Here is a 23,753-nt window from a genome sequence, read left to right on the forward strand (position 1 = left end):
GCAAATACTGGCACAATATGCGCCCGATAAATGAGGAACCTGTCATGGCAAAGGCAATGGCCCGCCACATCCTGGTCAAGACCGAAGCTGAAGCCGCGGCTCTGAAGAAGCGTATCGCCGGCGGCGAGGCGTTCGATGTGCTGGCGCGCAAGCACTCGACCTGCCCGTCCGGCAAGAAAGGCGGCGACCTGGGCGAGGTGCGGCCAGGGCAGATGGTGCGGGTGATCGATCAGGTGATCTTCAAGAAACCGCTGCGCGAAGTGCACGGCCCGATCAAGAGCCAGTTCGGCTATCACCTGGTACAGGTGTTCTTCCGCGACTGATGTCCAGGGTGCCGAAATCGCCTGCCAAACAGCGGTGAGAAATTTTAGAATCGCCGCGCCCGCCCATAGTGGTGGCCACACGAATACCACGAGCAAGCTTGTTACCCATGCCCACGATCACCCACGACATTGAACGCTGCGCCCGGCAGCTGCAGAGCGGCGAACTGGTCGCAATGCCGACTGAAACCGTCTACGGCTTGGCGGCTGACGCCCGCAACGGCGACGCCGTGGCCAAGGTGTTCCAACTCAAGGGGCGCCCGGACAGCAATCCGTTGATCGTTCACCTGGCCGATGCCAGCCAGGCTGCCGACTGGGTCAGCGAGATTCCACCTCAGGCCAAACTTCTTATGGATGCCTTCTGGCCTGGGCCACTGACCCTGGTGCTGCCAGCGCGGGACGATGTGCTGCGCAGCGTCACTGCCGGTCAGGACAGTGTCGCTCTGCGCGTGCCGGCCCATCCGGGTGCTCGTTCCTTGCTGCAGGCCTTCGATGGCGGGCTTGTGGCGCCTTCGGCCAACCGCTACATGTCGATCAGCCCGACCAGCGCCGCCCACGTCGCCTGGCAGTTCGCCGACAGCGAGCTGTTGATCCTCGACGGCGGCGCCTGCCAGGTTGGTCTGGAGTCGAGCATCGTTGCCCTGCTGCCCGGCGATAGCCTGCGCCTACTACGCCACGGCATGCTCGACCAGGAGCGCCTGCAGCAGGTACTCGGACAAAATCTGGAAACCCGCGATGGCGGCCTGCGTGCTCCGGGCCAGCACCGCCGTCACTATGCCCCAGGCACCTTGGCCAGCACCTTCGTGGAGATTCCCGAGGCGGCGCTGGATGCCGCGGACTGCGGCTGGATCTGGTGCGGCCAGCCGCGGCCAACTCGCGGCCCGGCCATCGACCTGAGCGCCGATCCCGAACGCTACGCTGCCGGCTTGTACGCAGCGCTCTACCAGCTCGATGCCCAGCAGCTGCGTCACCTGCATATCGCCCTGCCGCCGCAGGGCGCCGCCTGGGCCGCTGTGCACGAGCGCCTGCAGCGCGCCACCACTGAGTAGCGCAGCCTTGGCGCGAGCGTTCTATGCATAGGCGAAATCGGTTTGTAACAGCAGGTCGCCAAAGGCTGCACCGCGCCCGTCAAGCTGGCAGGATGAACGCCAATGCTACGCAAGGAGACGAAGGATGACATTTGGCCCCCTGGTAACAACCGATTGGCTCGCCAGCGAAGGTAATGCCGCGGACGTAGTGCTGTTCGACGCCAGCACCTACCTGCCCAATGAAGGAAAAAATGGCCGCGAGGAATACCTCAAGGCGCATATTCCCGGCGCCCGCTTCTTCGATATCGACGCATTTTCCGACCCCGACACCCCGCTGCCCCACACCCTGCCGTCCCAGGGCCGTTTCGCGCGGCTGGCCGGCGCCGAAGGCGTGGGCAACGACACCCGCGTTGTGGTTTACGACCAGAAGGGGCTGTTCTCCGCAGCCCGCGCTTGGTGGCTGTTTCGTTATTTCGGCCACCAGGACGTCGCGGTTCTCGATGGCGGGCTGCCCAAGTGGCTGGCCGAACAGCGCGCCACCGAAGCTGGCGAACCGTCGGTCGCTCGCGAGCGCACCTTCCTGGTCAACGTGCACGCCCGCAAGGTCCGTGGCTTGGGCGACGTGCTGGAGGCCATCGAGCGCGACGACACGCTGATCCTCGACGCCCGCGCCGCCAACCGCTTCGATGGCAGCACCGCCGAAGCGCGCCCGGGCGTCGCCTCCGGGCATATCCCCGGCAGCCAGAACCTGCCCTATAGCCGGCTTTTGCGCAGCGATCACACGCTGCAGCCAGCGGAGACCCTACGCACCTTGTTCAGCGCAGCCGGTGTCGACGGGAAGAAACCGGTAATCACCAGCTGCGGCAGCGGCGTTACCGCGGCGGTATTGCTGCTCGGCCTGGAAGTTGCCGGGCTGCCGGAAGGCGCCCTGTATGACGGTTCCTGGACCGAATGGGGCAGCCGCACCGATACGCCGAAAGCTACTGGCGTGGTGTAACACCGAAGCGCCCGCCTCCCCGGCGGGCGCCTCTTGTTTTAAGGCGTTCGGTTAGCGCCTCACCGTGTAGCTGCGCCAGCTATGGCCAGCGCCAGCCACGCGGTTGTTCGAGAGCAACGCCGCAGCTGATTGCACTAACGCCCTACCCGCGCCCATCTTTCCATTTGACCGGAATACGCAAATAGCTCACGCCGTTTGCCTCGGCTTCGACGAAATGCCCGGCGCGGATGTTGACCTGAATCGAGGGCAGAAGCAGCTTCGGTACTGAAAGGCGGGCGTCGCGTTGCTCACGCATCGCAACGAAATCGTCCTCGCTCACGCCGTCATGGACATGCACGCTCGACCGGCGCTGCTCGCCCACCGTCGTCTCCCAACGATAGTCATCACGGCCCGGGGCCTTGTAGTCGTGGCATAAAAACAGGCGCGTCGAATCAGGCAGCGCCAGCAGCCGGCGAATCGAGCGGTAGAGCGTACGCGCACTCCCACCGGGGAAGTCGGCACGGGCGGTTCCGTAGTCGGGCATGAACAGCGTGTCGCCTACGAAGGCTGTATCGCCAACGCGATAGGCCACATCGGCTGGCGTATGCCCCGGGACGTGGAGCACCTCCACCTGCAGGATGCCGATAGCAAAGAGGTCGCCATCTTCGAATAGCCTGTCGAAGTCCGAACCATCGGTCTTGAGATCGTCCATCGCGAACACGGGACGGAAAATTTTTTGCACGTCGCGGATATGCGCGCCGATACCGATCCATGCGCCGGTATGCGCAGCGATAAATGGAGCAGCAGAAAGGTGGTCAGCGTGCGCGTGTGTTTCCAGCACCATCTCGATCCGCCAGTCATGGTCGCTGGCGAAGGTGACGATCCGCTCGGCCGAGCCTGTGTCCGCGACGCCACTGGCCATATCGAAGTCGAGTACCGGATCGATTACCGCCGCTATACGTGTCGCGGGGTCACCCACTAGGTAGCTGATCGTATGGGTCGGCTCGTCGAAAAACGCCTCGATGAAGGGTTGGCTCATGATTTCCTCCGTTAGCGCTTGCGAATGTATTTTAGAGAATGCTAAACAAGCAATATCTAATTTAGAGGTGAGCGATGCTTAAAGCACCTATGGATCTGGCGACGTTCGAGACGAAAGCCGCACAGGTCGCCGGCACACTGAAGGCGATCGGCAATACGCGGCGACTGATGCTGCTTTGCAAGCTGGTCGAACATGGCGAGGTGACGGTCGGCGACCTGGCCCGCGATGTCGGCCTGTCGCAATCGGCTTGCTCTCAGCACCTTGCCAAGATGCGCGACGAAGGCCTCGTCACCTATCGGCGTGAAAGCCAGACGATCTGGTACGCCATCGCCGACACCCGCATAGAAACACTGCTCGCCACCCTCTATCAGCTCTACTGCCAGGATTGATGCGATGACGCTCAAGACCCTTTCCCCTGTTGAGACACAAGCGGCTATCGACGACGGTGCACGCCTGGTCGACATTCGCAGCGCCGACGAACATTCGCGCGAGCGTATCCCGGGCGCAATGAACATACCGCTCGATCGGATCAATGATCTACCCCATGACGGAGGCCCGATCATCTTCCATTGCAAGTCTGGCATGCGCACCGCTGCCAATGCGGTGCAGCTCGGTGACGCGGCAGGCGATGCACCCGCCTATATCCTCGGCGGCGGCATCGACGCATGGCGACAGGCGGGTCAGCCTACGTTTCTTGATCGCTCACAACCGATAGAAATCATGCGGCAGGTGCAGATCACTGCCGGCGCGCTGGTGCTGACCGGCGTTCTGCTGGGCCTATTGGTGGCCCCAGGCTTCTTCGGCCTGTCTGCGTTTGTCGGTGGCGGATTGATGTTTGCTGGTGTGACCGGCTGGTGCGGCATGGCCAGACTACTGGCTGTCATGCCATGGAACAGACGCGCGACGGTCTGATCGCTTATGTACGCGCCGTTCAAGTGAAGTGGCGATGTGCAGAAGTGTTCGCAGTGATACGACGGAAGCCACTGCGTGATGTGACGCCTAAACCCCCCGCCTCCAAACGCGGGCGCTTAGCGCCTGCTCACGACCTGCATGCCGGGCTTGATCTATTTTGACTGCAACGTGGCGGAAGCGGCCTTTCGTAGGGTGGACGACGCTTCACCTACGCGGCCCGACCCGTCCACCGCTCTGCGATCGCAATGGTGGACAAAAAGAGCGTTGTCCACCCTACGCAGGGAGCGACCGCTTTTGCCTTGTATCTGCCCATGCGCATGCCTAGATAGATAGTGGACAACCGCTTATAGCGCGTGGGAATGGTACAACTCGGTCAATGCTTCGCTTCGCAGCTGCGCCAACTGTGGCGAGCGACGATCCCGCGGGCGCGCCAGCGGCACTGCCAGTTCACGCTGTAAACGGCTGGGCGTGCCGCCAAGAATCAGCACCCTATCGCTCAGGTAGAACGCCTCGTCCAGATCATGGGTGACCAGCAGCACGGCGATCTCGTAGCGAGTCGCCAGGTCGGCGACCAGATCCTGCAGTTTCATCCGTGTGAAGGCATCCACCGCACTGAACGGCTCGTCCAGCAACAACACCTGCGGTTTGCCGTACAGCGCACGGGCGATAGCCACACGCTGCGCCTGGCCACCGGACAGCTGCTTGGGCAAGGCGTCACCACGTCCCTGCAGGCCGACATCGCGCAGCAGTTGCTGCACCCACTTGTCATCGGCGATCCAGCCGTCGGCAAAGCCGACGTTCTGCGCCACGCTGAGCCAGGGCATCAGCCGCGGCTCCTGAAACACCACGCCAATGCCATTACCGCGTACGCGCTCAAGCTGACGGTCGAGCTGCATGTCGCCCTGGTATTCGCGATCCAGCCCAGCCGCGATGCGCAGCAAGGTGCTTTTGCCGCAGCCACTGGGGCCAAGCAGGCTGACCACCTCACCAGCGCCAAGGCTGAGGCTTACGTCTTCGAGCACGCGCACATCGGCAAACGCCTTGTGAATGTTCCGTAATTGCAGCAACGCGCTCATGCTCCGCCCTCCCCACCTTGGTAACTGTCACGCCAGCGCAGTGCCCGGTTTTCCCAGGCCTTGAGCAGGCTGTCGCTGAGTTTGCCGAGCAGCGCCAGCAGCAGAATTGCGGCAATCACCAGATCCGGCCGCGAGGTTTCACGACCATCGCTAAGCAGATAACCGAGGCCACGGGTTGCGGCGATCAGCTCGGCAGCGACGAGGAACATCCAGCTCAGGCTCAGCGCTCCACGCAGCCCGGTGAACAGACTCGGCAACGCGGCCGGCAGGAGAGTACGGCGCACCAGCGTCAATGCCGGCAGCCCGTAGAGCTGGCCGACTTCCACCAGCTTGCGGTCGATATTGCGGATGCCCGCCAGCAGCGCCAGGTACACCGGAAAGAATGCGCCCAGAGCGATCAACACAATCTTCGGCGTCTCGTCGATACCCAGCCAGAGCAGCAGCAACGGCACCCAGGCCAGGCTGGGAATCGCCCGTAGCGCCTGGAAGGTCGGCTCCAGGTACGCCTCGGCCCGACGACTGAGGCCAACCCAGGTGCCGATGATGATCGCCAGCACGGCGCCGATGAAGAAACCGGCGCCAACGCGCAGCAGGCTGGCACTCAAATGTCGCCACAGCTCACCGCTCTGCGCCAACAGGTAGAGCGTTTGCGCTACCTGGCTGGGCGCCGGCATCTGGTGGCTAGGCAATACGCCAATGCGCACCAGAGCTTCCAAAAGCACCAGCAACAGCAGTGGCACCACCCAACCACGCAGGTCATTCAGTCGGGGCCGCCACGCGGGCAGGCCCCGTGCGATGGCTAGGCTTAGCGCCTTCATGATCAGTTACCCGCCTTGGCCACGGAGCGAGCGATAACCTTGGCTGCCAGCTGCGGTGTGATCAGTTGATCGACCACCCCGGCAACGTCGGTGCCCGGGCGTACCAGCCCCTCTTCGAGCAGGATCGGCGCTGCCGACTTGAGTGCCTTGATGTGCTCAGTGCCGGGCTGCGAGTTGCTGAAGTCAGTACGCGACAGCTGCAGCTTGGCCACTTCCAGCGGCAATTTGGCTTCATCGGCGAGCAACTGGGCCAAGGCATCCGGGTTGGCAATAGCCCACTGGCGCGCCTGCTCGTAGGCCGCGAGCACCTGTTCGATCAACTCCGGCTGCTCTTTGGCGAAAGCCTCGGTCACGCTGAGCACGCTGTAGCTGTTGAAGTCGCGGTTGCGATACAGCAGGCGCGAGCCGGCCTGCAATTCGCTCGACGCCATCAGCGGGTCGAGCCCGGCCCAGGCCTGCACGTCACCGCGTTCCAGGGCTACGCGACCATCCGGGTGCTGCAGGTGGACGATTTCCACGTCGTTCTTGTTCAAGCCGGCTTTCTGCAAGCTCTGCAGCAGGAACAGGAAAGGATCGGTGCCTTTGGTGGCCGCCACCTTCTTGCCCTTGAGGTCGGCCACGGACTGAATCGGCGAATCTTTCGGCACCACCAGCGCCGTCCATTCCGGGCGGCTGGCCACGTAGATGGTCTTGATCGGTGCACCATTGGCGCGACTCAACACTGCGGCCAGGCCGGCGGTGGAGGCGAAATCGGTGCTGCCACCGTTGAGGTATTCCAGCGAGCGGTTGCTGCCCTGGCTGAATACCCATTTCACGCTGATGCCTTGCGGCTGTAGCGCTTTTTCAAGCAGTCCCTGCTGCTTGAGCACCAGGCTGGTGGGCGCGTAATAGGCGTAATCGAGGCGCACTTCCTTCGGCGGCGCGGCATGCACAGCAACCGGCAGCCAGGCGGCAAACAGGGCGGCGAGCCCGACACGCAAAGCGGTTTTTTTCATGATCTTGTTCCACATGAACGACCGACCAGGTCGTTGCCGGGCCGATCAGAAATATCAATGGGGAACCTGTCCAAAGGATCGCGAGCTAGAGCAATGCAAGGCAAAAAGAGGCGAGGAACGGTCGGAGTCGCGGGCGACTGTATTTTTGTACATGAGCATTCCGAGCCTGTTTTTAACGCAGCAGTGCCGACGCGCAGCAGACTTTGGGCTGGTTCGGTTACAGCAGCGTCAGGGTGTAGCTCAAGATCAGGCGATTCTCGTCAGCGTCAGTCGCGACGTTGCCGCGCTGGGTCGCGTTGCGCCAGGACACGCCCAGGCCCTTGAGCGGCCCGTCGAGCAGGGTGTAATCCAGGCGCAGATCACGCTCCCACTCCTTGAGGTCGCCGCTGGCGGAGTCGACGTTGTCACCCTTCAGATAGGCGACGCTGGCTTTCAGGCCCGGCACACCGATCTTGGCGAAGTCGTAGGCGTATTCAGCCACCCAAGTACGCTCGCCGGCGCTGGCGAACCTGCCGAGCTGGCGGTCAGTGATCAGGTACGACGATGCGCCGCCACCCTGGTTGAGGAACGGGAAGGCACTGTCGCCCTCGACCTGCTGGTACCCCAGGCCAGCGGAATGGCTGCCCAGGGTGTAGGTGAACAAGGCACTCCAGGTCTGGTTGTCGACCTCGCCGGAGGTCACGCCGTTACCGTAGTAGCCGGCGCTGGTGTAACCCTCGGCACGGCCCGTTGCGCTGCCGTTCTTGCCGTCGGAGTTGCTGTCGAAGTAGCGCAGGTCACTCTTCAGCGAGCCCGGCCCGATGGCCCAGTTGTGCACCAGGCCGAGAAAGTGCTGTTTGTAGAAGTCTTCGAGGTTGCCGTAGTAATACTGCAGCATCAGGTCTTTGGTGGCCTTCCAGTCGCCGCCGGCGAAGTAGAACTTGTTTGTGTCAGCGTCGCCCGAGGCGCCAGCGATACGCAGGGCGATATCGTCGGTCGAGCTGCGGGTCTTGGTGCTTTCCAGCTGCCCGGCGGTGAGGGTCAGGCCATCGATTTCACTGGAGGTGATCTGCCCGCCCTGGAAGATTTGCGGCAGCAGACGACCATCGTTGAAGGTCACCACCGGCAGCTTGGGCTGCAGAGCGCCGATGCGTGCTTCGGTCTTCGACAGACGCAGCTTGGCGGTCACGCCGGCCTTGCTGTAGTCGTCCACCGCGCTGCCATCGCTCTCCAGCGGGAACAGTTGGCCTGGGGTGCGATCACGCCCTGTCTTGCCCGCTTTGCCGCCGGAATCGAGCTTCACACCGAGCAAACCGATGGCGTCCAGGCCGAAGCCGACGGTGCCCTCGGTGAACCCCGAGCTGTAGTTGAAGATGAAACCCTGCCCCCACTCCTGCGCCTCGCCATTGTTGTTGGCGGTGTTCTTGGTGTTGAGGTCGTAATAGAAATTGCGCAGGCCGATGCTGGCCTTGCTGTCTTCGATAAAGCCGGCGGCGCTCGCTTCGGTGGCCAGTGCGGCCAGGGAGACGGCCAGTGCCAGGGTGGACTTGTTCATGCTCGATGCTCCAATGCTGGGTGTGTGCTGTTGTGAACGGGCACGGCACAGGAGCTCGACGGTCGCCGACACAAAGACGTTGGCAGAGAGCCCCTGATTCGGGCCCGATGCGGTGGTCCGCTGTCGGCTGACGGCTAATTTACGAGAGCAACGTTAATCCCTAAAAAGAATTATTTTTCACTTTGTAGTAACTATTTTGCATATGCGAATCGACCGAGCATCGGACTAAGCTAATTCCAAAAAAATATTTATTAACCATTTTTTATATCGATTAGCTTCTCGACACCGGATCACCGGACTTCTCTAGCTCATTCATGAAGTACGTGTGATCGTCCCCTGCATGGCCGCCACGCGTTTTTGTCGAGGCCCTGCCATGTCACTGCCAAACGCCCTGCACCGCCCTTTCCTCGCTTTGCTGCTGAGCCTCGGCCTGGCCACCGCGCCACTGGCGGGCGCTGCCGAACAACTGCGTATCGGTTATCAGAAGTCCTCGACGCTGATCAGCCTGCTCAAACAACAAGGCAGCCTGGAAAAGACCCTGGCCGCACAGGGCATCACCGTCAGCTGGCACGAATTCCCCAGCGGCCAGCCGCTACTCGAAGCCCTCAACGTCGGCAATATCGACCTCTCGGCTGACGTCGCCGACACCGTGCCGGTGTTCGCCCAGGCCGCCGGGGCCGACCTTGCTTACTTCGCCCAAGAAGCGCCCTCGCCCCATGCCCAGGCCATCGTCGTGCGCGAGGATTCGCCGATCACAAACCTGGCTGACCTCAAGGGCAAGAAGGTCGCCGTCACCAAAGCCGCTGGCGTGCACTACCTGCTGATCGCCGCGTTGGCCAAAGCTGGCCTGAAGTTCAGCGATATCGAACCGGCTTACCTCACGCCCGCCGATGGCCGCGCTGCCTTCGAAAATCGCAAGGTGGATGCCTGGGTGACCTGGGAGCCCTTTATCAGTGGCGCCCAGCAGCAACTGCCTACGCGCATCCTTGCTGATGGCGAGGGCCTGGCCGACTACCAGCGCTATTACCTGACCAGCGCCACGTTCGCCAAGGCGCATCCACAAGTGCTGCAGAGCGTGTTCAGCGAACTGGTGAAAACCGGTGACTGGCTGCGCGCCAACCCGCACCAGGCGGCCGAAATCCTCGGCCCACTGTGGGGCAACCTCGACCCGGCGGTGGTCGAAAAAGCCAATGCCAAACGCAGCTATCAGGTTCGCCTGGTGCAACCAGGCAGCCTGGCCGAGCAACAGAAGATCGCAGATGCGTTCTTTGCCGCCGGCCTGCTGCCTAAAGCCGTAGATGCCCGCAAGGTAGCCATCTGGAGCCCGGCGAAATGAGCAGCGAAGCGCGCCTTCACCTGGCCCCCCAGGAACAGCCGCTGTTCGCTGCGCATCTGTTCCCGGCCGATTTCGGCAGCCGCACCGCCACGGTCGAACGCCTGGCGCAGCAGTTGGCCACTAGCGCCGTGGAGCGCGATAAGGCCGGCGGCAGCGCGCCGGCAGAACGCGAACTGCTGCGCGGCAGTGGCCTGCTGACCCTCGCCGTGCCGCAACAATTTGGTGGCCAAGGCGTCGCCTGGCCGGAGATCTACCGCATCGTGCGCCACCTGGCTGCGGCGGACAGTTCGCTGGCTCACCTGTTCGCCTTCCAGCATTTGCAAGTGGCGACCATCCAGCTGTTTGGCAACCCCGAGCAGCAGCGCCATTGGCTGACCCGCACCGTGCAGGAAAACTGGTTCTGGGGTAACGCCACCAATGGCCGCGATACCGGCCTGGCGCTCAGCACGCGCGAGGAGCACTTCGAACTCAACGGCAGCAAGTCATTTTGCTCAGGCGCGCTGGGCGCCGATGCGCTGGTGATCAGCGCACCGCGTGGCAATCGCAGCGAAGATCGGGTGTTTATCGTGCTGCCGGGTGGGCGCGACGGTTTGAGCGTTAACAGCGACTGGGACGGCTTCGGCCAGCGCCAGACCGACAGCGGCACCGTGCAGTTCGAGCAGGTATTCGTCGACAGTAGCGAACTGCTCGGCCCAGTCGGTCCCAGCCCGCGTACCACCCTGCGCGCCTGCCTGTCGCAGCTCATTCTCACCCAGCTGTACCTGGGCAACGCCCAGGCGGCACTGGATGCGGCGCTGCGCTATACCCGCGAGCAAGGCCGCGCCTGGCCGGCTTCCGGTGTCGCCAAGGCCAGCGACGACCCGTTCATCCAGCAGCGTTATGGCGAACTCTGGCTGCGTTACCGCGCCGCCGTGCCACTGGCCGAACACGCGGCCGCGCGCCTGCAGAGCGCCTGGGAGAAATCGGCACTGACCGCCGCCGAACGCGCCGACGTCGCCCTGGCGATCAGCGAAGCCAAGGTGGTGGCGGTACGCGGCGCCCTGGATATCACCAGCCAGATCTTCGAGAACATGGGCGCCCGCGCCACCAGCTCGCGCTACGGCTTCGACCGCTTCTGGCGCAACGTGCGGGTGCACAGCCTGCACGACCCCGTTGACTACAAAGTGCGCGATCTCGGTCATTGGCTGCTCAGCGGCCAGGGCCCGCAACCCTCGCTGTACAGCTGATCACGCCCGTTTCCCGCCGCAGCGCGCCACCCCCGCGCCGCTGCGTGCACATCCACACGATGAGGTTCACATGACAGGTCCGATTACCCTTGAGGACAGCGCATCCGACCAGGACGTCGCCCCGCCTTTACACCACGCAGCCATTATCACCAGCGATACCGAAGCGCTGGAGGCCGCCCATGCCCTGGCCCGCGCCGCCGAAGCAGGCGTTATTCAGCGTGACCGCGAGCGGCGTTTGCCCTGGGAGCTGGTAGAGCGCTTCACCGCCAGCGGCCTGGGCAGCATCGCCGTGCCACGCGCCTTTGGCGGCCCGCAGTTGTCGTACGCAACCATCGCCGAGGTGTTTCGCATCATCAGCGCCGTGGACCCGGCGCTGGGGCAGATCCCGCAGAACCACTTCGGCCTGATCGGCCTGCTGCATGCCGTCGCCAGCCCCGAGCAACAGCAGCGCCTGTTCACCAGCGTGCTGGCCGGCTGGCGCATCGGCAACGGCGGCCCCGAGCGCGGCAGCAAGCACACCCTGGATATTCAGGCGCGGCTGATCGAGCGCGATGGCCGCAAGCTGCTCAATGGTGAAAAGTTCTATTCCACCGGCGCCCTGTTCGCCCATTGGGTCACCGCCAAGGCGCTGGACGATCAGGGCCGCCCGTGGTTGGCCTTTATCCAGCGCGGCCGCCCGGGCCTGCGCATCGTCAACGACTGGTCCGGTTTCGGCCAGCGCACCACTGCCAGTGGCACCGTGCTGCTCAATGAGGTGCAAGTCGACGAAGGCAACCTGGTGCCGCTGTGGCCGCTGGCCGACAAACCGAGCATTCAGGGCGCGTTTTCCCAACTGATCCAGGCGGCTATCGACCTCGGCATCGCCGACGGCGCCCTGCGCGATGCCATCGCCTTCGTGCGTGACAAAGCGCGGCCGTGGATCGATGCCAAGGTCGAGCGCGCCGGTGACGACCCGTACGTGATCGCCGATATCGGCCGCCTGCAGATCGAGCTGCACGCCGCCGAAGCGCTGCTGCACAAAGCCGCGCGCGTGCTCGATGAAACGGTTTCGGCGCCCATCGACACCGATGCGGCTGCACGCGCTTCCATTGCAGTCGCTGAAGCCAAGGCGCTGACCACCGAAATTTCCCTGGCAGCCAGCGAAAAGCTGCTGGAGCTGGCCGGCAGCCGCGCCACCCTGGCCGAATTCGGCCTCGACCGTCATTGGCGCAATGCGCGCACCCACACCCTGCACGACCCGGTGCGCTGGAAGTACCACGCCATCGGCGCCTGGCACCTCAATGGCAACCGCCCGAACCGCCATTCCTGGATCTGAGCCATGAACGCACTTCTCAAAACCGCAGCGGTAACCATCCGCAACGACGCCGAGGCACTGGCCACCGCCAAACGCCTGGCCGAGCAATTCGCAACCGGCGCCGCCGAGCGCGATGCCGAACGCCAGTTGCCCTACGGCGAGCTGGAGCAATTCAGCCAGTCCGGTCTGGGCGGCATCAGCGTGCCCAAAGCTTTTGGTGGCGCTGGGGTTTCCAGCGTCACCCTGGCCAAGGTCATCGCCCGCATCGCTCAGGCGGACGGCTCGCTGGGGCAAATCCCCCAGAACCATTTCTATGCCCTGGAAGTGCTGCGGGTGAATGGCAGCGAACTGCAGCAGCGCCGCCTGTATACCGAGGTGCTGGCCGGTCAGCGCTTTGGCAACGCCTTGGCCGAGCTGGGCACCAAGACCGCGCTGGATCGCAACACCCGTCTGACCCGCACGGCCGAGGGCTATCGCATCGATGGGCGCAAGTTCTACTGCACCGGCGCCCTCTTCGCCCAGCGCATCCCGACGCTGGCGATCGACGAAAACGGCGTTGGTTTTCTCGCCTTCGTGCCACGCCATGCCAGCGGCCTGAAAGTGATCGATGACTGGAGCGGCTTCGGCCAGCGCACCACCGGCAGCGGCAGCGTGGTGTTCGACGGCGTGGCGGTGGCTGCCGAAGACGTGGTGCCGTTCCAGAGCGCCTTCGAGCGCCGGACCACGGTTGGCCCATTCGCCCAGCTGCTGCACGCGGCCATCGACACCGGCATCGCCCGCGGCGCCTACGAAGACCTGCTGCACTTCGTACGCCACAAGTCGCGGCCGTGGATCGACGCCGGCATCGACAAGGCCAGTGACGACCCGCTGACCCAACAGGACATCGGCAAGCTGCGCGTGCGCCTGGCCGCCACCGAAGCGTTGCTGGAGCGCGCCGGTGAATTCGTCGACCGCGCCCAGGCCGCCCCGGATGCCGACAGCGTGGCTGCGGCCTCAATTGCCGTCGCCGAAGCCCGGGCGATCAGCACGGAAACCTCGCTGCTGCTGGGCAGCAAACTGCTGGAACTGGCCGGCAGCCGCGCCACCCTCGCCGAGTACGGCCTCGACCGCCACTGGCGCAACGCCCGCACCCACACCCTGCACGACCCGGTGCGCTGGAAATACCACGCCATCGGCGACTTCTATCTCAACGGCCGCCTGCCGCCGCGCCGGGGGACGATCTGATGAGCAAACAGATCCTGCTCAACGCCTTCAACATGAACTGCGTCGGGCATATCCATCACGGTTTATGGACGCACCCGCGCGACAGGTCGACCGACTTCAACAGCCTGAGCTACTGGACCGACCTGGCCAAGCTGCTCGAACGCGGGCTGTTCGACGGGCTGTTCATCGCCGACATCCTCGGTGTTTACGACGTCTACCAGAACGGCATCGACCTGCCCCTGCAGGAAGCCATCCAGCTGCCGGTCAATGACCCGCTGCTGCTGGTGTCGGCCATGGCCGGCGTCACCCAGCACCTGGGCTTCGGGGTAACCGCCAACCTCAGCTACGAGGCGCCCTACACCTTCGCCCGGCGCCTCTCCACCCTCGATCACCTGACCGGCGGCCGGGTCGGCTGGAACATCGTCACCGGCTACCTGGAAAGCGCGGCGAAAGCCATGGGGCTTAGCCAGCAGGTCGAGCACGACCGGCGCTACGACCTGGCCGACGAATACCTGGAAGTGCTCTACAAGCTGCTCGAAGGCAGCTGGCAGGACGACGCCGTGCTCGCCGACCGCGAGCGGCGCATCTACGCCCAGCCCGGCAAGGTGCACAAGGTGCGTCACCACGGCGAGTTCTATCAGGTAGACGGCTACCACCTCAGCCAGCCCTCGCCGCAACGCACGCCGCTGCTGTTCCAGGCCGGCTCGTCGGCGCGCGGCTCGCGCTTCGCCGGCCAGCACGCCGAATGCGTGTTCATTGGCGGCAATGGCGTCGAGGCGGTGCGCAGCGAAGTCGACAAGGTGCGTGCCAGCGCCCTCTCTGCCGGGCGTGAAGCCGACGGCATCAAGGTGTTCATGGGCATCGGCGTGATCGTCGCGCCCACTGAAGCCGAAGCGCGCGCCAAACACGCCGAGTACCTGCGCTACGCCAGCCCGGAAGCCGGTATCGCGCACTTTTCCAGCTCCACCGGGATCGACCTCGCCGCCTTCGGCCTCGACGAACCTATTCAGGCGCGCAAGACCAACGCCATTGAATCGGTAGTGAAAACCTTCAGCGGCTGGACCAAGCGCCGCCTGCTGGAGCAACACGCGCTGGGCGGCCGCTACCCGCTGGTGATCGGCTCGCCCGCCCAGGTTGCCGACCAGTTGATCGCCTGGATCGACGCCACCGGCTTGGACGGCTTCAACCTCACGCGCATCGTCACCCCGGAAAGCTACGCCGACTTCATCGACCTGGTGGTTCCCGAGCTGCAACAGCGCGGCCGCTACAAGACCGCCTACGAAGGCGGCGCCCTGCGCCACAAGCTGTTTGGCAACGGCCCACGGCTGCCCGCCAATCACCCCGGCGCCGCCTGGCGCGACCCGGCCCGCCTGCAAGGCGCAACCACCCGCTATCACAACCTGCGAGGCCTCAGCGCAAACGCCCTGAGCCTGCTTTGAGCACAACAAGGACGCTAATCATGATCAAAATGCTGAAAACCCTGACCCTCGGCGCCCTGCTGGCCAGCTCGCTGGCGCATGCCGAGCCAGCCCTCAAACTCGGCACCACCGCGGCCTTCGCGCCGCCGCTGGAAGCCGCCGTGGCCGAAGCCAAGAAGCAAGGCCTCGAGGTGGAACTGATCGAGTTCACTGACTGGATCGCCCCCAACGTCAGCCTGGCCAATGGCGATATCGACGTGAACTACTTCCAGCACATTCCCTTCCTGGAAAACGCCAAGGCCGAGGGCGGCTACGACCTGGTGCCGGTGGCGCGCGGGGTGATCAACAACGTCGGCCTGTACTCCAAGCAGTACAAGGATTTCGCCAGCCTGCCGGAAGGCGCCAAGGTGGCCATCGCCAATGATCCGGTCAATGGCGGGCGCGGCCTGCAACTGCTGCAAAAGGCCGGGCTGATCGAGCTCAAGCCCGGCGTCGGCTACAAGGCCACCCAGCAGGACATCACCGCCAACCCGAAAAACATTCGCATCATCGAGCTGGAGGCCGTGCAACTGGTGCGCGCCTATGAAGAGGTCGATGTGGTGCAGGGCTACCCGGCCTATATCCGCCTGGCCAACACCTTCGATCCAGGTTCTGCCCTGCTGTTCGACGGCGTGGATCACCCCGAGTACATCATTCAGTTCGTTACCCAGCCGGCCAAGGCCAAGGACGCGCGCCTGCTCAAGTTCATCGACATCTACCAGCACTCCCCAGCTGTGCGCGCCGCCCTCGACAAGGCCCACGGCAAGCTCTACCAGGCTGGCTGGGAGAGCTGACATGAGTGGTTTCGATCCCTATCTGCAGCAAGCCGCCGCAGCAAGCCGCGTCGCCCAGGCGCACCTGCGCTTCGAGCGGCTGGGCAAGACCTACGAGGGCGCCCAGGGTCCGGTGCAAGCACTGCACGATATCGAGCTGTCGATCGAGCGCGGCGAAGTGTTCGGCATCATCGGCCGTAGCGGCGCGGGCAAGTCCTCGCTGCTGCGCACCATCAATCGCCTGGAACGGCCCAGCAGCGGCCGCGTGCTGATCGAGGGCAGCGACATCGCCGGCTATGACGATGACGCCTTGGTAGCGATGCGCCGACGCATCGGCATGATCTTCCAGCACTTCAACCTGATGTCTGCCAAGACCGTGTGGCAGAACGTCGAGTTGCCGCTCAAGGTCGCTGGCGTGCCGCGAGATGCCCGCCAGCGCAAGGTGCGCGAGCTACTCGAACTGGTCGGCCTGCAGGACAAACACACCGCCTACCCGGCGCAGCTCTCCGGCGGTCAGAAACAGCGCGTGGGCATTGCCCGTGCGCTGGTGCACGACCCGCAGATTCTGCTCTGCGACGAAGCCACCAGCGCTCTGGATCCGGAAACCACCCACGCCATTCTCGGCCTGCTGCGCGAGATCAACCGGCGCCTGGGCCTGACCGTGGTGCTGATCACCCACGAGATGGCGGTGATCCGCGAGATCTGCGACCGCGTGGTGGTGCTGGAGCGTGGTGAGGTGGTCGAGCAAGGGCCGGTCTGGCAGGTGTTCGGCGCGCCGCGCCACGAAGTCACTCGCACCCTGCTCGCCCCGCTGCAACACGCCCTGCCGGCGAGCCTGCAGCAGCGCTTGCAGGACTCACCCGGCGAGCGCGACGACCTGGTGCTGCGCCTGCATTTTGCCGGCACGGGCCTGGAACCGGACCTGCCGGCACTGGGGGTGGCCTTGGGCGGCCGCGCCACCTTGCTCGACGCCAGCCTGGAGCAGATCCAGGGCCACGCCGTGGGCCACCTGATTCTGTCCGTTGGCCCATCCGCCCTTGGCCACGAAACACTCATCGAAAACGCCCGCTCGCTGGCCGACCACGTGGAGGTACTGGGTTATGTCGCTGCTGTTTGAACGCCTCTGGCAAGGCCTGCTCGATACCCTGCTGATGGTCGGCGTGTCGTCCCTGCTCGCCCTGCTGGCCGGCATTCCGCTGGCGGTATTTCTGGTCACCAGCAGCAAAGGCGGTATCTTCGAAGCGCCGCGGCTGAACCGAGTGCTCGGCGCCATCGTCAACCTGTTCCGCTCCGTCCCCTTCCTGATCCTGATGGTCGCGCTGATCCCCTTCACCCGCCTGATCGTCGGCACCACCTACGGCGTCTGGGCCGCCGTGGTGCCCCTGACCATCGCCGCCACGCCGTTCTTCGCCCGTATCGCCGAAGTCAGCCTGCGCGAAGTCGACCACGGCCTGATCGAAGCCGCCCAGGCCATGGGCTGCCGCCGCCGGCATATCGTCTGGCACGTGCTACTGCCCGAAGCCCTGCCCGGCATCGTCGGCGGCTTCACCATCACCCTAGTCACCATGATCAACTCCTCCGCCATGGCCGGCGCCATAGGCGCAGGCGGCCTGGGCGATCTGGCCTACCGCTACGGCTACCAGCGTTTCGATACGCAGGTGATGCTGACGGTGATCGTCGTGCTGGTGGTGATGGTCAGCTTTATTCAGTTCGGCGGGGATCGGTTGGCGCAGCGGTTGAATAAGCGGTGAGGCAACAGGTTGTCACTGCAAATGCAAAGCCCCGGATTTCCGGGGCTTCTTTTATGCTGATGTCGCAGAAATGCAACATGGATAAGCACTTTGCCCGCTCGCAATAGACAGGCGCCGTACGAATCGAGTAGCGTCTCCGCAGAATCTGCTCCCGCAATTGGTCGAGCAATCGAGGCTGTCCATCCATGGTGTATAACTCCCTTATACGGTCATCGGAACGCTGAAAACCTCAACCTAGACACGGATAGCGAGAGGAACAAGGAATGTTATACACCACGCCCGCCTGGGTAGTTATGCACCAGTTGGTGTCTATTTATAGTTAGGCTTTCTGGCCATGATCACGAAAGAACAAGCTCATAAACTCGTCGCAGAGGCCGTTACAGGAAAACCTGAATGGTTACCTGAAGGCGATGAGATAATCATTGTCGAATCCGAAACTATCGAAAGGCCGTGGGGTTGGGCAATTTTCCACACGTCCAAGTTATGGTTAGAAACCAGCGATACCAAATATGCTCTAGCTGGTAACGCCCCAACGCTTGTAGAGCGTAAAACTGGAAAGCTAATACCGACTGGCACAGCTTTTAGCATTGAGCGATACATTGAGAATTATGAGAAAGCTGGCAGTCCACACGCCTAACTAGTGGTTCAAATCGTTCGCTTCGCTCACTGGGACGGGCTAAAGCCCGCCCCTTAACCAAACGTTAGAAGGCAGATCAAGTAATGCGCTGGCTGTACATAAGAGTGGATGGCTCGGATCTTTCAGCGTGCGAAAAAACCTTGCTGATTGAGCTCAAAGATCTTGCAGTACGCTTACACGAATTAGAGCCAAAATTGGTAAACTTCCAGCATCCCAAAACGCCGGACATGAGCCCTCAAGATCTACCCGACCGGGACATTGGCTTAGATTTAAATCTGGAAGCAATTACTAAAAATCACGCCAAAGCTATCGCGTTCAGCCTTCAGCAAATCGCAGCCGAAACAAAAAGAGATTTCGTAGCGGGGCTTACGAACGAGCACGGCATCACCGAAGACATTATTTTTATCCATGAAAACTCTGGAAACGCCGAAGCGGAAGCATTATGCAGCATTGCAACTGCCGTCTAACTAGTGGTTCAAATCGCTCGCTTCGCTCACTGGGACGGGCTAAAGCCCGCCCCTTAACCAAACGTTATGTCCATTTAGTTAAATCAGAGTACGGAAACACTGATATATGAATTACGCCAGCGGCGAAACAGTAGACATCGGTGATTCTGTAACGCTGGAGCACGGCAAAACTCCCGGCATTGTGTACGCAGTCATTGAAAGTCCGCAGCAGATTAACGAATGGGCTCTGGATGAACCCGGAATCATGATAGAGGCAGAACCATTTGGGTTGGTATTCTGGCCAGCCTCCGAAATCTACGATCCGGTAATCTTTATTGCGCGGAAATGCACATAACTAGTGGTTCAAGGTCGTTCGCTTCGCTCACTCGGGACGGGCTAAAGCCCGCCCCTTAACCAAACGTTAGGAGAACTCATGCAAAATCTTGCAGACTGCCTTTTGAATTACCTTTGGACTCTGAATTTTTCAAGTGATGACATAGGATTTGACGAAGACTGGGCAGTAAAAGAAATTGAGTCTTTATCTTATGATATAGAACACAATTTCACTGACGCAGAGCGCCAAGCTCTTAAAGACTCTGCAAGCCGGTCTCTGGCAAGATGGTTAAGAGAACCTGATGAACACGGCTATACGCCACGTAAGCTTCTTAAGTCAGAAAAAAGAAATTTTCTTGAATGCATAGCATCAGGGAAATTTAGCGGCCCAGAGCTCTCCTAACAAGTGGTTCAAATCGTTCGCTTCGCTCACTGGGACGGGCTAAAGCCCGCCCCTTAACCAAACGTTAGGAACACCGAATGCGTATCGGCGTAAAACTCAAATTCTGGCTATTCAGGAATTACTGGTGGCTTCTTGGCACAATACTGGTCGGGGCAGTAGCGTTTGTCTTATGTACTGAAACCTCAATAACATCCATCGCTACAGTTGCGGGCTCCGTACTGTCAGTTATCTACTTCATCCAAAAGCAGCGCCTAGAAGAACTTAAGCTATTTCGTGAGCTCTTTAAAGAATTCAATGCCCGCTATGACAGCATGAATGAAAATCTGGCCAGCATCATAGGCAAAAGCAATACACCACTAACCTCAGAAGAAGAATCCTCGCTAATTGATTACTTCAATCTTTGCGGAGAAGAGCATCTTTATTATGAGCTTGGCTATATTGACCCCGTCGTATGGAAATCGTGGTGTAACGGAATGAGGTCAATCATTGAGTCACCAAGGGTGAAACCTCTTTGGGAAGCAGAAAAAGCAACAAGCTCTTACTACGGCATATCCCTATAAGTTATGCGTGCGGTTTCCTAACTACTGGTTCAAGCCGTTCGCTTCGCTCGCTCGGGACCGGCTAAAGCCGGCCCCTTAACCAAACGTTAGAGAACAACATGGATCTACACCCGGATTTCCCCATAGTAAGCGGCCACTACCAACTCACTAGCGAGTGGAGTGCCGTATTGCCTATTGAACTTAACAGACGAGTTGAGGACGGCAGCCTAGTATTGTGGCGAAAGGGCTTTACCAGTTGGTTTGAAATATGGAATAACGATAATAATGAAAGTAAAGAAGCTCGGTTAGCACGGCTAAAATCCGAAATCTCCCCAGACGCATCTGACATAAAAGAAGTATCAGACGAAAAAACATTAAAGCTTTCATATCGCCTGTCTGAATCAGCGGAAGATAACCGCCTACCAGCACTTTACTGTTTTGCAATTGGTAAGAATGGCCATGTCCAAGCTGCCTTCTATTTTGACAAACCGGAGGGAATTGCTCTGGCACAAAAAATTTGTGGCAGTCTCATGAAGAAGCTCTCTAACAATTGGTTCAAACCGTTCGCTTCGCTCACTGGGACGGGCTAAAGCCCGCCCCTTAACCAAACGTTAGGTGCCAATGATGTCTTCGTGTGATATTCAGGGAATTGATGCCGCATGGCTGGCTGTAGATGCAATTGGGCAAGTGGGACTCTTCACCACTGGAGGTGAAGGACCTATACCTGATCCTGCAATGCCTTCAACTGACACTGCGGAGAGTGACGTTTATTCGCTACCGGAAACGTGTGATTGCATCCTATTGGTAAAAATTAAACGGCCTGACGACTTTGTTGCATTCGCCAGACGTGGATTCTTCGCATATGACTGGTCTGACATCCACCGCCCCCAAAAACAGGCGCTCGGCGGATATGAATTGCAGGCACTACCGACGCGCCCGCTATGCTACGCAGACTTACCACCCGCCCTTCGAGTCTTAGCTGCAAACACTAAATTTCTCGATGCCACGTTTGGCTCGTCAGTTGTAGTACTAAGCATGCCAGCTGTCACCTAACTAGTGGTTCAAACCGTTCGCTTCGCTCACTGGGACAGGCTAAAGCCCGCCCCTTAACCAAACGTTAGGCAAATAAGGATCCTGCATGAGCAATACCTCAAAAGATTTTATATGGCACTTTTCACTGCTGATGCTTTCAGTTTTCACCCTATTTTTCTTGACCGTGGGCATGGGGAAAGCATCGGCCGACCTTATCATTTATATGAACGACAAGTCGATCTCGAAGCCAGCTTGGCAGTGGGTTGTATTTATAATAGGCGCACCAATTGCAACTGCGGCCTGGTGTTTGTTTTGGCTTTTTTTAAGAAATCAGAAAAGCACTGTATAGAGCTCATGGAAAATAAATAACTCAACGCCTAACAATACGCTGAATTCGCTCATTTCATTCGCTGGGACGGCGTTCCGCCGCCCCTTAGCTTAATCGTTAGGTTTATTCATGGCTAGAAGTGCGCGACTTCAGAAAAAGCTTCTATCTAATTCCCTGCTAACGGTTGCAGAAGACACAGTCACGAACATCGATGCCCTGAACATGCTTTGGAGCTTGAAACAAGGCGAGAGCATCCTTCTGAACTCTCAATTTCTTAATTCGCAACCGCTCGTGAAATATGGGCTTGAGTACAACGTAGTCCGTGGCCCCATTCCAGGCCACTGGCTATACCGTGAGTTTGACACCAAAGAGTTAGAGATTTTCTTCATAGCAGAAAATCATGAGGGCATCTGTCATTCATGGCTAATATTCAATGACGAAGAAACCTAACTAGCGATTCAAACCGTTCGCTTCGCTCACTGGGACGGGCTAAAGCCCGCCCCTTAACCAAACGTTAGGCATCAATTGTGCTCATCAGATTTGCGGTGTTTGAAAGTGACAATGATTCGGGGCACAGCGCTGGAGCCTTGGTGGCAGCCCATACACTAAGAGATGAGGGTGACCTTACTGTTTCAGAGCACAGAGAATTGCGCATCGCTCTAAAATGGTTTAATGAAAACCTGCCAGTACCTGAAACCTTAAATGACATAGAACACCGTAGGGCAATATCTTGGTTCAAGCCAGAGGCCGAAGAAGCAATAAAGAAAATGTGGCTCCTAAAAAATATACTTGAGCAGCACGGAATTTATATAAAAGTTCTTCGAACAGAAGAACCGGGAACAGTGCTGCATGACGACTCATGGCAGGTTATCGCCAAGCCACATAAAGGGCAGCGGTTCTGAATCGAAAACCGCATGCCTAACGAGTGTATATGGACTCTCCCCACAAGTAGTGAGCAAAGCTTTTCTTCTGCACCTGTCGTCAGCGCGGTTGCATTCGTATATCTAGCCTGTTTTGGGCTTTTGCGCCCTGGCCATTCTGTAGTTCGCGCAGCGGGGGCCAAGCGTTCAATCGATCACGAAGATCATCATTGTTATCGGCCTTGTTCCGCTGCAGGACTCGCCTGTTCCGACAGTGCTGCTGCTCACCACAACCACAAGAAAACCATCACGCCTTCCTGATTACTCCCGCCGTCAGGCGGGTTTTACGCTGTACCAATTGCCATTGAAGCGCCGCTCGTGGCACCACACCGCCCAGCAGATCCGCACCAGTTTGTTGGCCAGCGCCACGGCTGCTTTGTTGTGGCCAATGCGGGCTGCTGTCTCAACAACCCAGCGCTGTAACTGCGTCAACTTTTCCGGCGTGCGTGTCTGGCATCGCTGCGCTGCCAGCAAAGCCGCGTTTGAGCTGTTGCTCGCACTCGGCCATGCACTGTTCGTACAGGTTGATTTCCGTCAGGACGATGTGCAGTAGAGCGCTCAATGGCGCGAGTTCTGGGCGGTCGACCAACTCGTGGGCGGCTCGGATAAACGCGGCGGTCGACGCTGGGGCTTCGATGCCCGCTTCGCGCAAAATACCGCGCAGCAGGTTGATGCGTTGGGTACGGCTTTTTTTCCAGGTTTCGCGCAGCCCGTGCAACTGCTGCAACAGTTGCTGCTCGTGAGGTTTCACCGGGACGGGATAAATATCGGTGCAGCGCGCTGCCTCCAGCATGGCATCGCAGTCGTTACGGTCGGTTTTGTTGCGCCGCCGGTAAGGGCGGACATAGCGCGCATGGAGTAGCTTCACCCGATGGCCCAAGGATTGCGCTAGGCGCCCCCAGTAATGCGCCGTGCCACAGGCTTCCATCACCCACTCGACCGGCTCGGGCTGCTCCTGTATATATCGCCTGAACGCCTCTCGGTTCAGCCGCTTGCGCTGCACCACCTGGCCGGAACGGACACTCTCGGCAACTTGGTAAACGGACTTGGCCAGATCAACGGCAATATGCTTCATCGCGACTCTCCCAATCTCAGTCAACACCGGTTTCGGTATAGAACAGTGGCGCGGGGAGAGTCCATTACAGCACTCAAATCGCTCACTCCGTTCGCTGGGACGGGCTAAAGCCCGCCCCTTAGCTTAATCGTTAGAGGCTGTCATGTCCGACACCACTAGAAGCATCAAAGAGGCGCTGGCCGAAGCACTGATTAGATCAGAAGAGAATGAATCGCCCCTAGTTTCGTAGACACCTCCAAGCCTCATAATGAGGCCCACTAGGAGGTGCCATGAGCAACCAGCGTTACCCCGAAGAATTCAAA

Annotated in this window: 25 protein-coding genes and 2 pseudogenes; 21 read left to right on the forward strand and 6 right to left on the reverse strand. The window is 60.5% G+C overall.

The window, feature by feature from the left end:
• Window positions 1-44: 44 nt before the first annotated feature.
• The 3 genes from BUC40_RS15185 (at window position 45) to sseA (ending at window position 2,345) form a co-directional block, all read left to right on the forward strand.
• Window positions 45-323 carry a peptidylprolyl isomerase gene (locus tag BUC40_RS15185; protein WP_013791549.1) on the forward strand — a complete coding sequence of 93 codons (279 nt, stop codon included), beginning with the start codon at window positions 45-47 and terminating at the stop codon, window positions 321-323.
• Between the two features lie 107 nt (window positions 324-430).
• The gene (locus BUC40_RS15190; RefSeq protein ID WP_073267006.1) at window positions 431-1,369 is read left to right on the forward strand and encodes an L-threonylcarbamoyladenylate synthase; all 939 of its coding nucleotides are present in this window, start codon (window positions 431-433) and stop codon (window positions 1,367-1,369) included.
• A 124-nt stretch (window positions 1,370-1,493) separates the two neighbouring features.
• Window positions 1,494-2,345 carry a 3-mercaptopyruvate sulfurtransferase gene (gene sseA, locus BUC40_RS15195; RefSeq protein WP_073267007.1) on the forward strand — a complete coding sequence of 284 codons (852 nt, stop codon included), beginning with the start codon at window positions 1,494-1,496 and terminating at the stop codon, window positions 2,343-2,345.
• Between the two features lie 142 nt (window positions 2,346-2,487).
• Here the strand turns inward: sseA and BUC40_RS15200 are convergent, their stop codons facing one another.
• Window positions 2,488-3,363, reverse strand: coding sequence for an MBL fold metallo-hydrolase (locus tag BUC40_RS15200; protein ID WP_073267008.1), 876 nt, complete (start codon window positions 3,361-3,363; stop codon window positions 2,488-2,490).
• Between the two features lie 89 nt (window positions 3,364-3,452).
• On the opposite strand from BUC40_RS15200, the gene BUC40_RS15205 reads away from it, so the two are divergent.
• Together BUC40_RS15205 and BUC40_RS15210 are read left to right on the forward strand one after the other, a co-directional pair.
• Complete coding sequence (locus BUC40_RS15205; protein ID WP_244160658.1) at window positions 3,453-3,752, forward strand: ArsR/SmtB family transcription factor; 300 nt, start codon at window positions 3,453-3,455, stop codon at window positions 3,750-3,752.
• Window positions 3,753-3,756: 4 nt separating this feature from the next.
• A complete protein-coding gene (locus BUC40_RS15210; RefSeq protein ID WP_073267010.1) occupies window positions 3,757-4,275 on the forward strand; it encodes a rhodanese family protein in 519 nt (172 codons plus the stop codon).
• A gap of 344 nt (window positions 4,276-4,619) precedes the next feature.
• Here BUC40_RS15210 and BUC40_RS15215 read toward each other — a convergent pair whose 3' ends face one another.
• From BUC40_RS15215 to BUC40_RS15230, 4 genes are all read right to left on the reverse strand, one after another.
• Window positions 4,620-5,351 carry an ABC transporter ATP-binding protein gene (locus BUC40_RS15215; RefSeq protein ID WP_073267011.1) on the reverse strand — a complete coding sequence of 244 codons (732 nt, stop codon included), beginning with the start codon at window positions 5,349-5,351 and terminating at the stop codon, window positions 4,620-4,622.
• Window positions 5,348-6,169, reverse strand: a complete 822-nt coding sequence (locus tag BUC40_RS15220; protein WP_073267012.1) for an ABC transporter permease — start codon at window positions 6,167-6,169, stop codon at window positions 5,348-5,350. The genes BUC40_RS15215 and BUC40_RS15220 overlap by 4 nt, the downstream gene beginning before the upstream one ends.
• A 2-nt stretch (window positions 6,170-6,171) precedes the next feature.
• Window positions 6,172-7,164 (reverse strand): aliphatic sulfonate ABC transporter substrate-binding protein, encoded by a 993-nt coding sequence (locus tag BUC40_RS15225; RefSeq protein WP_073267013.1) that lies wholly within the window; start codon window positions 7,162-7,164, stop codon window positions 6,172-6,174.
• Window positions 7,165-7,381: 217 nt separating this feature from the next.
• The gene (locus BUC40_RS15230; protein WP_073267014.1) at window positions 7,382-8,698 is read right to left on the reverse strand and encodes an OprD family porin; all 1,317 of its coding nucleotides are present in this window, start codon (window positions 8,696-8,698) and stop codon (window positions 7,382-7,384) included.
• Window positions 8,699-9,071: 373 nt separating this feature from the next.
• Here BUC40_RS15230 and BUC40_RS15235 point away from each other — a divergent pair, with 373 nt between their 5' ends.
• The 16 genes and pseudogenes from BUC40_RS15235 to BUC40_RS22745 all read left to right on the forward strand — a co-directional run bounded on the left by BUC40_RS15235 (window position 9,072) and on the right by BUC40_RS22745 (window position 22,358).
• The gene (locus BUC40_RS15235) at window positions 9,072-10,034 is read left to right on the forward strand and encodes an aliphatic sulfonate ABC transporter substrate-binding protein (protein WP_073267015.1); all 963 of its coding nucleotides are present in this window, start codon (window positions 9,072-9,074) and stop codon (window positions 10,032-10,034) included.
• Entirely contained in the window at window positions 10,031-11,260 is a 1,230-nt protein-coding gene (locus BUC40_RS15240; RefSeq protein ID WP_073267016.1) for an acyl-CoA dehydrogenase family protein, read from the forward strand. Before BUC40_RS15235 ends, BUC40_RS15240 begins: the two co-directional genes overlap by 4 nt.
• Window positions 11,261-11,330: 70 nt before the next feature.
• On the forward strand, window positions 11,331-12,575 hold the full coding sequence (locus tag BUC40_RS15245; protein ID WP_073267017.1) for an SfnB family sulfur acquisition oxidoreductase: 1,245 nt from the start codon (window positions 11,331-11,333) through the stop codon (window positions 12,573-12,575).
• A gap of 3 nt (window positions 12,576-12,578) precedes the next feature.
• On the forward strand, window positions 12,579-13,778 hold the full coding sequence (locus tag BUC40_RS15250; protein ID WP_073267018.1) for an SfnB family sulfur acquisition oxidoreductase: 1,200 nt from the start codon (window positions 12,579-12,581) through the stop codon (window positions 13,776-13,778).
• Entirely contained in the window at window positions 13,778-15,196 is a 1,419-nt protein-coding gene (locus BUC40_RS15255; RefSeq protein WP_073267019.1) for an LLM class flavin-dependent oxidoreductase, read from the forward strand. Before BUC40_RS15250 ends, BUC40_RS15255 begins: the two co-directional genes overlap by 1 nt.
• Before the next feature lie 29 nt (window positions 15,197-15,225).
• On the forward strand, window positions 15,226-16,008 hold the full coding sequence (locus BUC40_RS15260; RefSeq protein ID WP_425272941.1) for a MetQ/NlpA family ABC transporter substrate-binding protein: 783 nt from the start codon (window positions 15,226-15,228) through the stop codon (window positions 16,006-16,008).
• Window positions 16,009-16,063: 55 nt separating this feature from the next.
• Window positions 16,064-17,104: pseudogene (locus BUC40_RS15265) on the forward strand (methionine ABC transporter ATP-binding protein); the annotation flags it as partial.
• A complete protein-coding gene (locus BUC40_RS15270; protein WP_073267045.1) occupies window positions 17,094-17,738 on the forward strand; it encodes a methionine ABC transporter permease in 645 nt (214 codons plus the stop codon). The pseudogene BUC40_RS15265 and the gene BUC40_RS15270, both read left to right, overlap by 11 nt.
• A gap of 334 nt (window positions 17,739-18,072) precedes the next feature.
• A complete protein-coding gene (locus BUC40_RS15275; RefSeq protein WP_083593567.1) occupies window positions 18,073-18,375 on the forward strand; it encodes a YrhB domain-containing protein in 303 nt (100 codons plus the stop codon).
• 83 nt (window positions 18,376-18,458) lie between these two features.
• Window positions 18,459-18,842, forward strand: coding sequence for a hypothetical protein (locus tag BUC40_RS15280; RefSeq protein ID WP_073267022.1), 384 nt, complete (start codon window positions 18,459-18,461; stop codon window positions 18,840-18,842).
• Between the two features lie 106 nt (window positions 18,843-18,948).
• Window positions 18,949-19,176, forward strand: coding sequence for a hypothetical protein (locus BUC40_RS15285; protein WP_073267023.1), 228 nt, complete (start codon window positions 18,949-18,951; stop codon window positions 19,174-19,176).
• A gap of 78 nt (window positions 19,177-19,254) precedes the next feature.
• The gene (locus tag BUC40_RS22735; protein WP_073267024.1) at window positions 19,255-19,557 is read left to right on the forward strand and encodes a hypothetical protein; all 303 of its coding nucleotides are present in this window, start codon (window positions 19,255-19,257) and stop codon (window positions 19,555-19,557) included.
• Window positions 19,558-19,634: 77 nt separating this feature from the next.
• Window positions 19,635-20,117 (forward strand): hypothetical protein, encoded by a 483-nt coding sequence (locus BUC40_RS15295; RefSeq protein WP_073267025.1) that lies wholly within the window; start codon window positions 19,635-19,637, stop codon window positions 20,115-20,117.
• 98 nt (window positions 20,118-20,215) lie between these two features.
• Window positions 20,216-20,686: a hypothetical protein gene (locus BUC40_RS22740; protein ID WP_139272189.1), complete on the forward strand. Its 471-nt coding sequence runs from the start codon at window positions 20,216-20,218 to the stop codon at window positions 20,684-20,686.
• Window positions 20,687-21,234: 548 nt separating this feature from the next.
• On the forward strand, window positions 21,235-21,477 hold the full coding sequence (locus BUC40_RS15305) for a hypothetical protein (protein ID WP_073267027.1): 243 nt from the start codon (window positions 21,235-21,237) through the stop codon (window positions 21,475-21,477).
• A 569-nt stretch (window positions 21,478-22,046) separates the two neighbouring features.
• Window positions 22,047-22,358 (forward strand): hypothetical protein, encoded by a 312-nt coding sequence (locus BUC40_RS22745; RefSeq protein ID WP_139272191.1) that lies wholly within the window; start codon window positions 22,047-22,049, stop codon window positions 22,356-22,358.
• A gap of 291 nt (window positions 22,359-22,649) precedes the next feature.
• Here the strand turns inward: BUC40_RS22745 and BUC40_RS15315 are convergent.
• Window positions 22,650-23,451, reverse strand: a pseudogene (locus BUC40_RS15315) (IS110 family RNA-guided transposase).
• Between the last annotated feature and the right edge of the window lie 302 nt (window positions 23,452-23,753).

Source organism: Phytopseudomonas punonensis (genome assembly GCF_900142655.1).
In the GTDB taxonomy this organism is placed as follows: domain Bacteria; phylum Pseudomonadota; class Gammaproteobacteria; order Pseudomonadales; family Pseudomonadaceae; genus Aquipseudomonas; species Aquipseudomonas punonensis.

What these genes read in the sequence shown, in the direction of transcription:
- BUC40_RS15185 (WP_013791549.1), top strand. Translation starts at nt 45, where the DNA reads ATGGCAAAGGCAATGGCCCGCCACATCCTGGTCAAGACCGAAGCTGAA.
- BUC40_RS15215 (WP_073267011.1), bottom strand. Translation starts at nt 5,351, where the DNA reads ATGAGCGCGTTGCTGCAATTACGGAACATTCACAAGGCGTTTGCCGAT.
- BUC40_RS15240 (WP_073267016.1), top strand. Translation starts at nt 10,031, where the DNA reads ATGAGCAGCGAAGCGCGCCTTCACCTGGCCCCCCAGGAACAGCCGCTG.
- BUC40_RS15190 (WP_073267006.1), top strand. Translation starts at nt 431, where the DNA reads ATGCCCACGATCACCCACGACATTGAACGCTGCGCCCGGCAGCTGCAG.
- BUC40_RS15255 (WP_073267019.1), top strand. Translation starts at nt 13,778, where the DNA reads ATGAGCAAACAGATCCTGCTCAACGCCTTCAACATGAACTGCGTCGGG.
- sseA (WP_073267007.1), top strand. Translation starts at nt 1,494, where the DNA reads ATGACATTTGGCCCCCTGGTAACAACCGATTGGCTCGCCAGCGAAGGT.
- BUC40_RS15285 (WP_073267023.1), top strand. Translation starts at nt 18,949, where the DNA reads ATGAATTACGCCAGCGGCGAAACAGTAGACATCGGTGATTCTGTAACG.
- BUC40_RS15260 (WP_425272941.1), top strand. Translation starts at nt 15,226, where the DNA reads ATGCTGAAAACCCTGACCCTCGGCGCCCTGCTGGCCAGCTCGCTGGCG.
- BUC40_RS15245 (WP_073267017.1), top strand. Translation starts at nt 11,331, where the DNA reads ATGACAGGTCCGATTACCCTTGAGGACAGCGCATCCGACCAGGACGTC.
- BUC40_RS22735 (WP_073267024.1), top strand. Translation starts at nt 19,255, where the DNA reads ATGCAAAATCTTGCAGACTGCCTTTTGAATTACCTTTGGACTCTGAAT.
- BUC40_RS15235 (WP_073267015.1), top strand. Translation starts at nt 9,072, where the DNA reads ATGTCACTGCCAAACGCCCTGCACCGCCCTTTCCTCGCTTTGCTGCTG.
- BUC40_RS15305 (WP_073267027.1), top strand. Translation starts at nt 21,235, where the DNA reads ATGAGCAATACCTCAAAAGATTTTATATGGCACTTTTCACTGCTGATG.
- BUC40_RS15250 (WP_073267018.1), top strand. Translation starts at nt 12,579, where the DNA reads ATGAACGCACTTCTCAAAACCGCAGCGGTAACCATCCGCAACGACGCC.
- BUC40_RS15225 (WP_073267013.1), bottom strand. Translation starts at nt 7,164, where the DNA reads ATGAAAAAAACCGCTTTGCGTGTCGGGCTCGCCGCCCTGTTTGCCGCC.
- BUC40_RS15200 (WP_073267008.1), bottom strand. Translation starts at nt 3,363, where the DNA reads ATGAGCCAACCCTTCATCGAGGCGTTTTTCGACGAGCCGACCCATACG.
- BUC40_RS15275 (WP_083593567.1), top strand. Translation starts at nt 18,073, where the DNA reads ATGATCACGAAAGAACAAGCTCATAAACTCGTCGCAGAGGCCGTTACA.
- BUC40_RS22740 (WP_139272189.1), top strand. Translation starts at nt 20,216, where the DNA reads ATGGATCTACACCCGGATTTCCCCATAGTAAGCGGCCACTACCAACTC.
- BUC40_RS15230 (WP_073267014.1), bottom strand. Translation starts at nt 8,698, where the DNA reads ATGAACAAGTCCACCCTGGCACTGGCCGTCTCCCTGGCCGCACTGGCC.
- BUC40_RS15220 (WP_073267012.1), bottom strand. Translation starts at nt 6,169, where the DNA reads ATGAAGGCGCTAAGCCTAGCCATCGCACGGGGCCTGCCCGCGTGGCGG.
- BUC40_RS15205 (WP_244160658.1), top strand. Translation starts at nt 3,453, where the DNA reads ATGGATCTGGCGACGTTCGAGACGAAAGCCGCACAGGTCGCCGGCACA.
- BUC40_RS15210 (WP_073267010.1), top strand. Translation starts at nt 3,757, where the DNA reads ATGACGCTCAAGACCCTTTCCCCTGTTGAGACACAAGCGGCTATCGAC.
- BUC40_RS15295 (WP_073267025.1), top strand. Translation starts at nt 19,635, where the DNA reads ATGCGTATCGGCGTAAAACTCAAATTCTGGCTATTCAGGAATTACTGG.
- BUC40_RS15280 (WP_073267022.1), top strand. Translation starts at nt 18,459, where the DNA reads ATGCGCTGGCTGTACATAAGAGTGGATGGCTCGGATCTTTCAGCGTGC.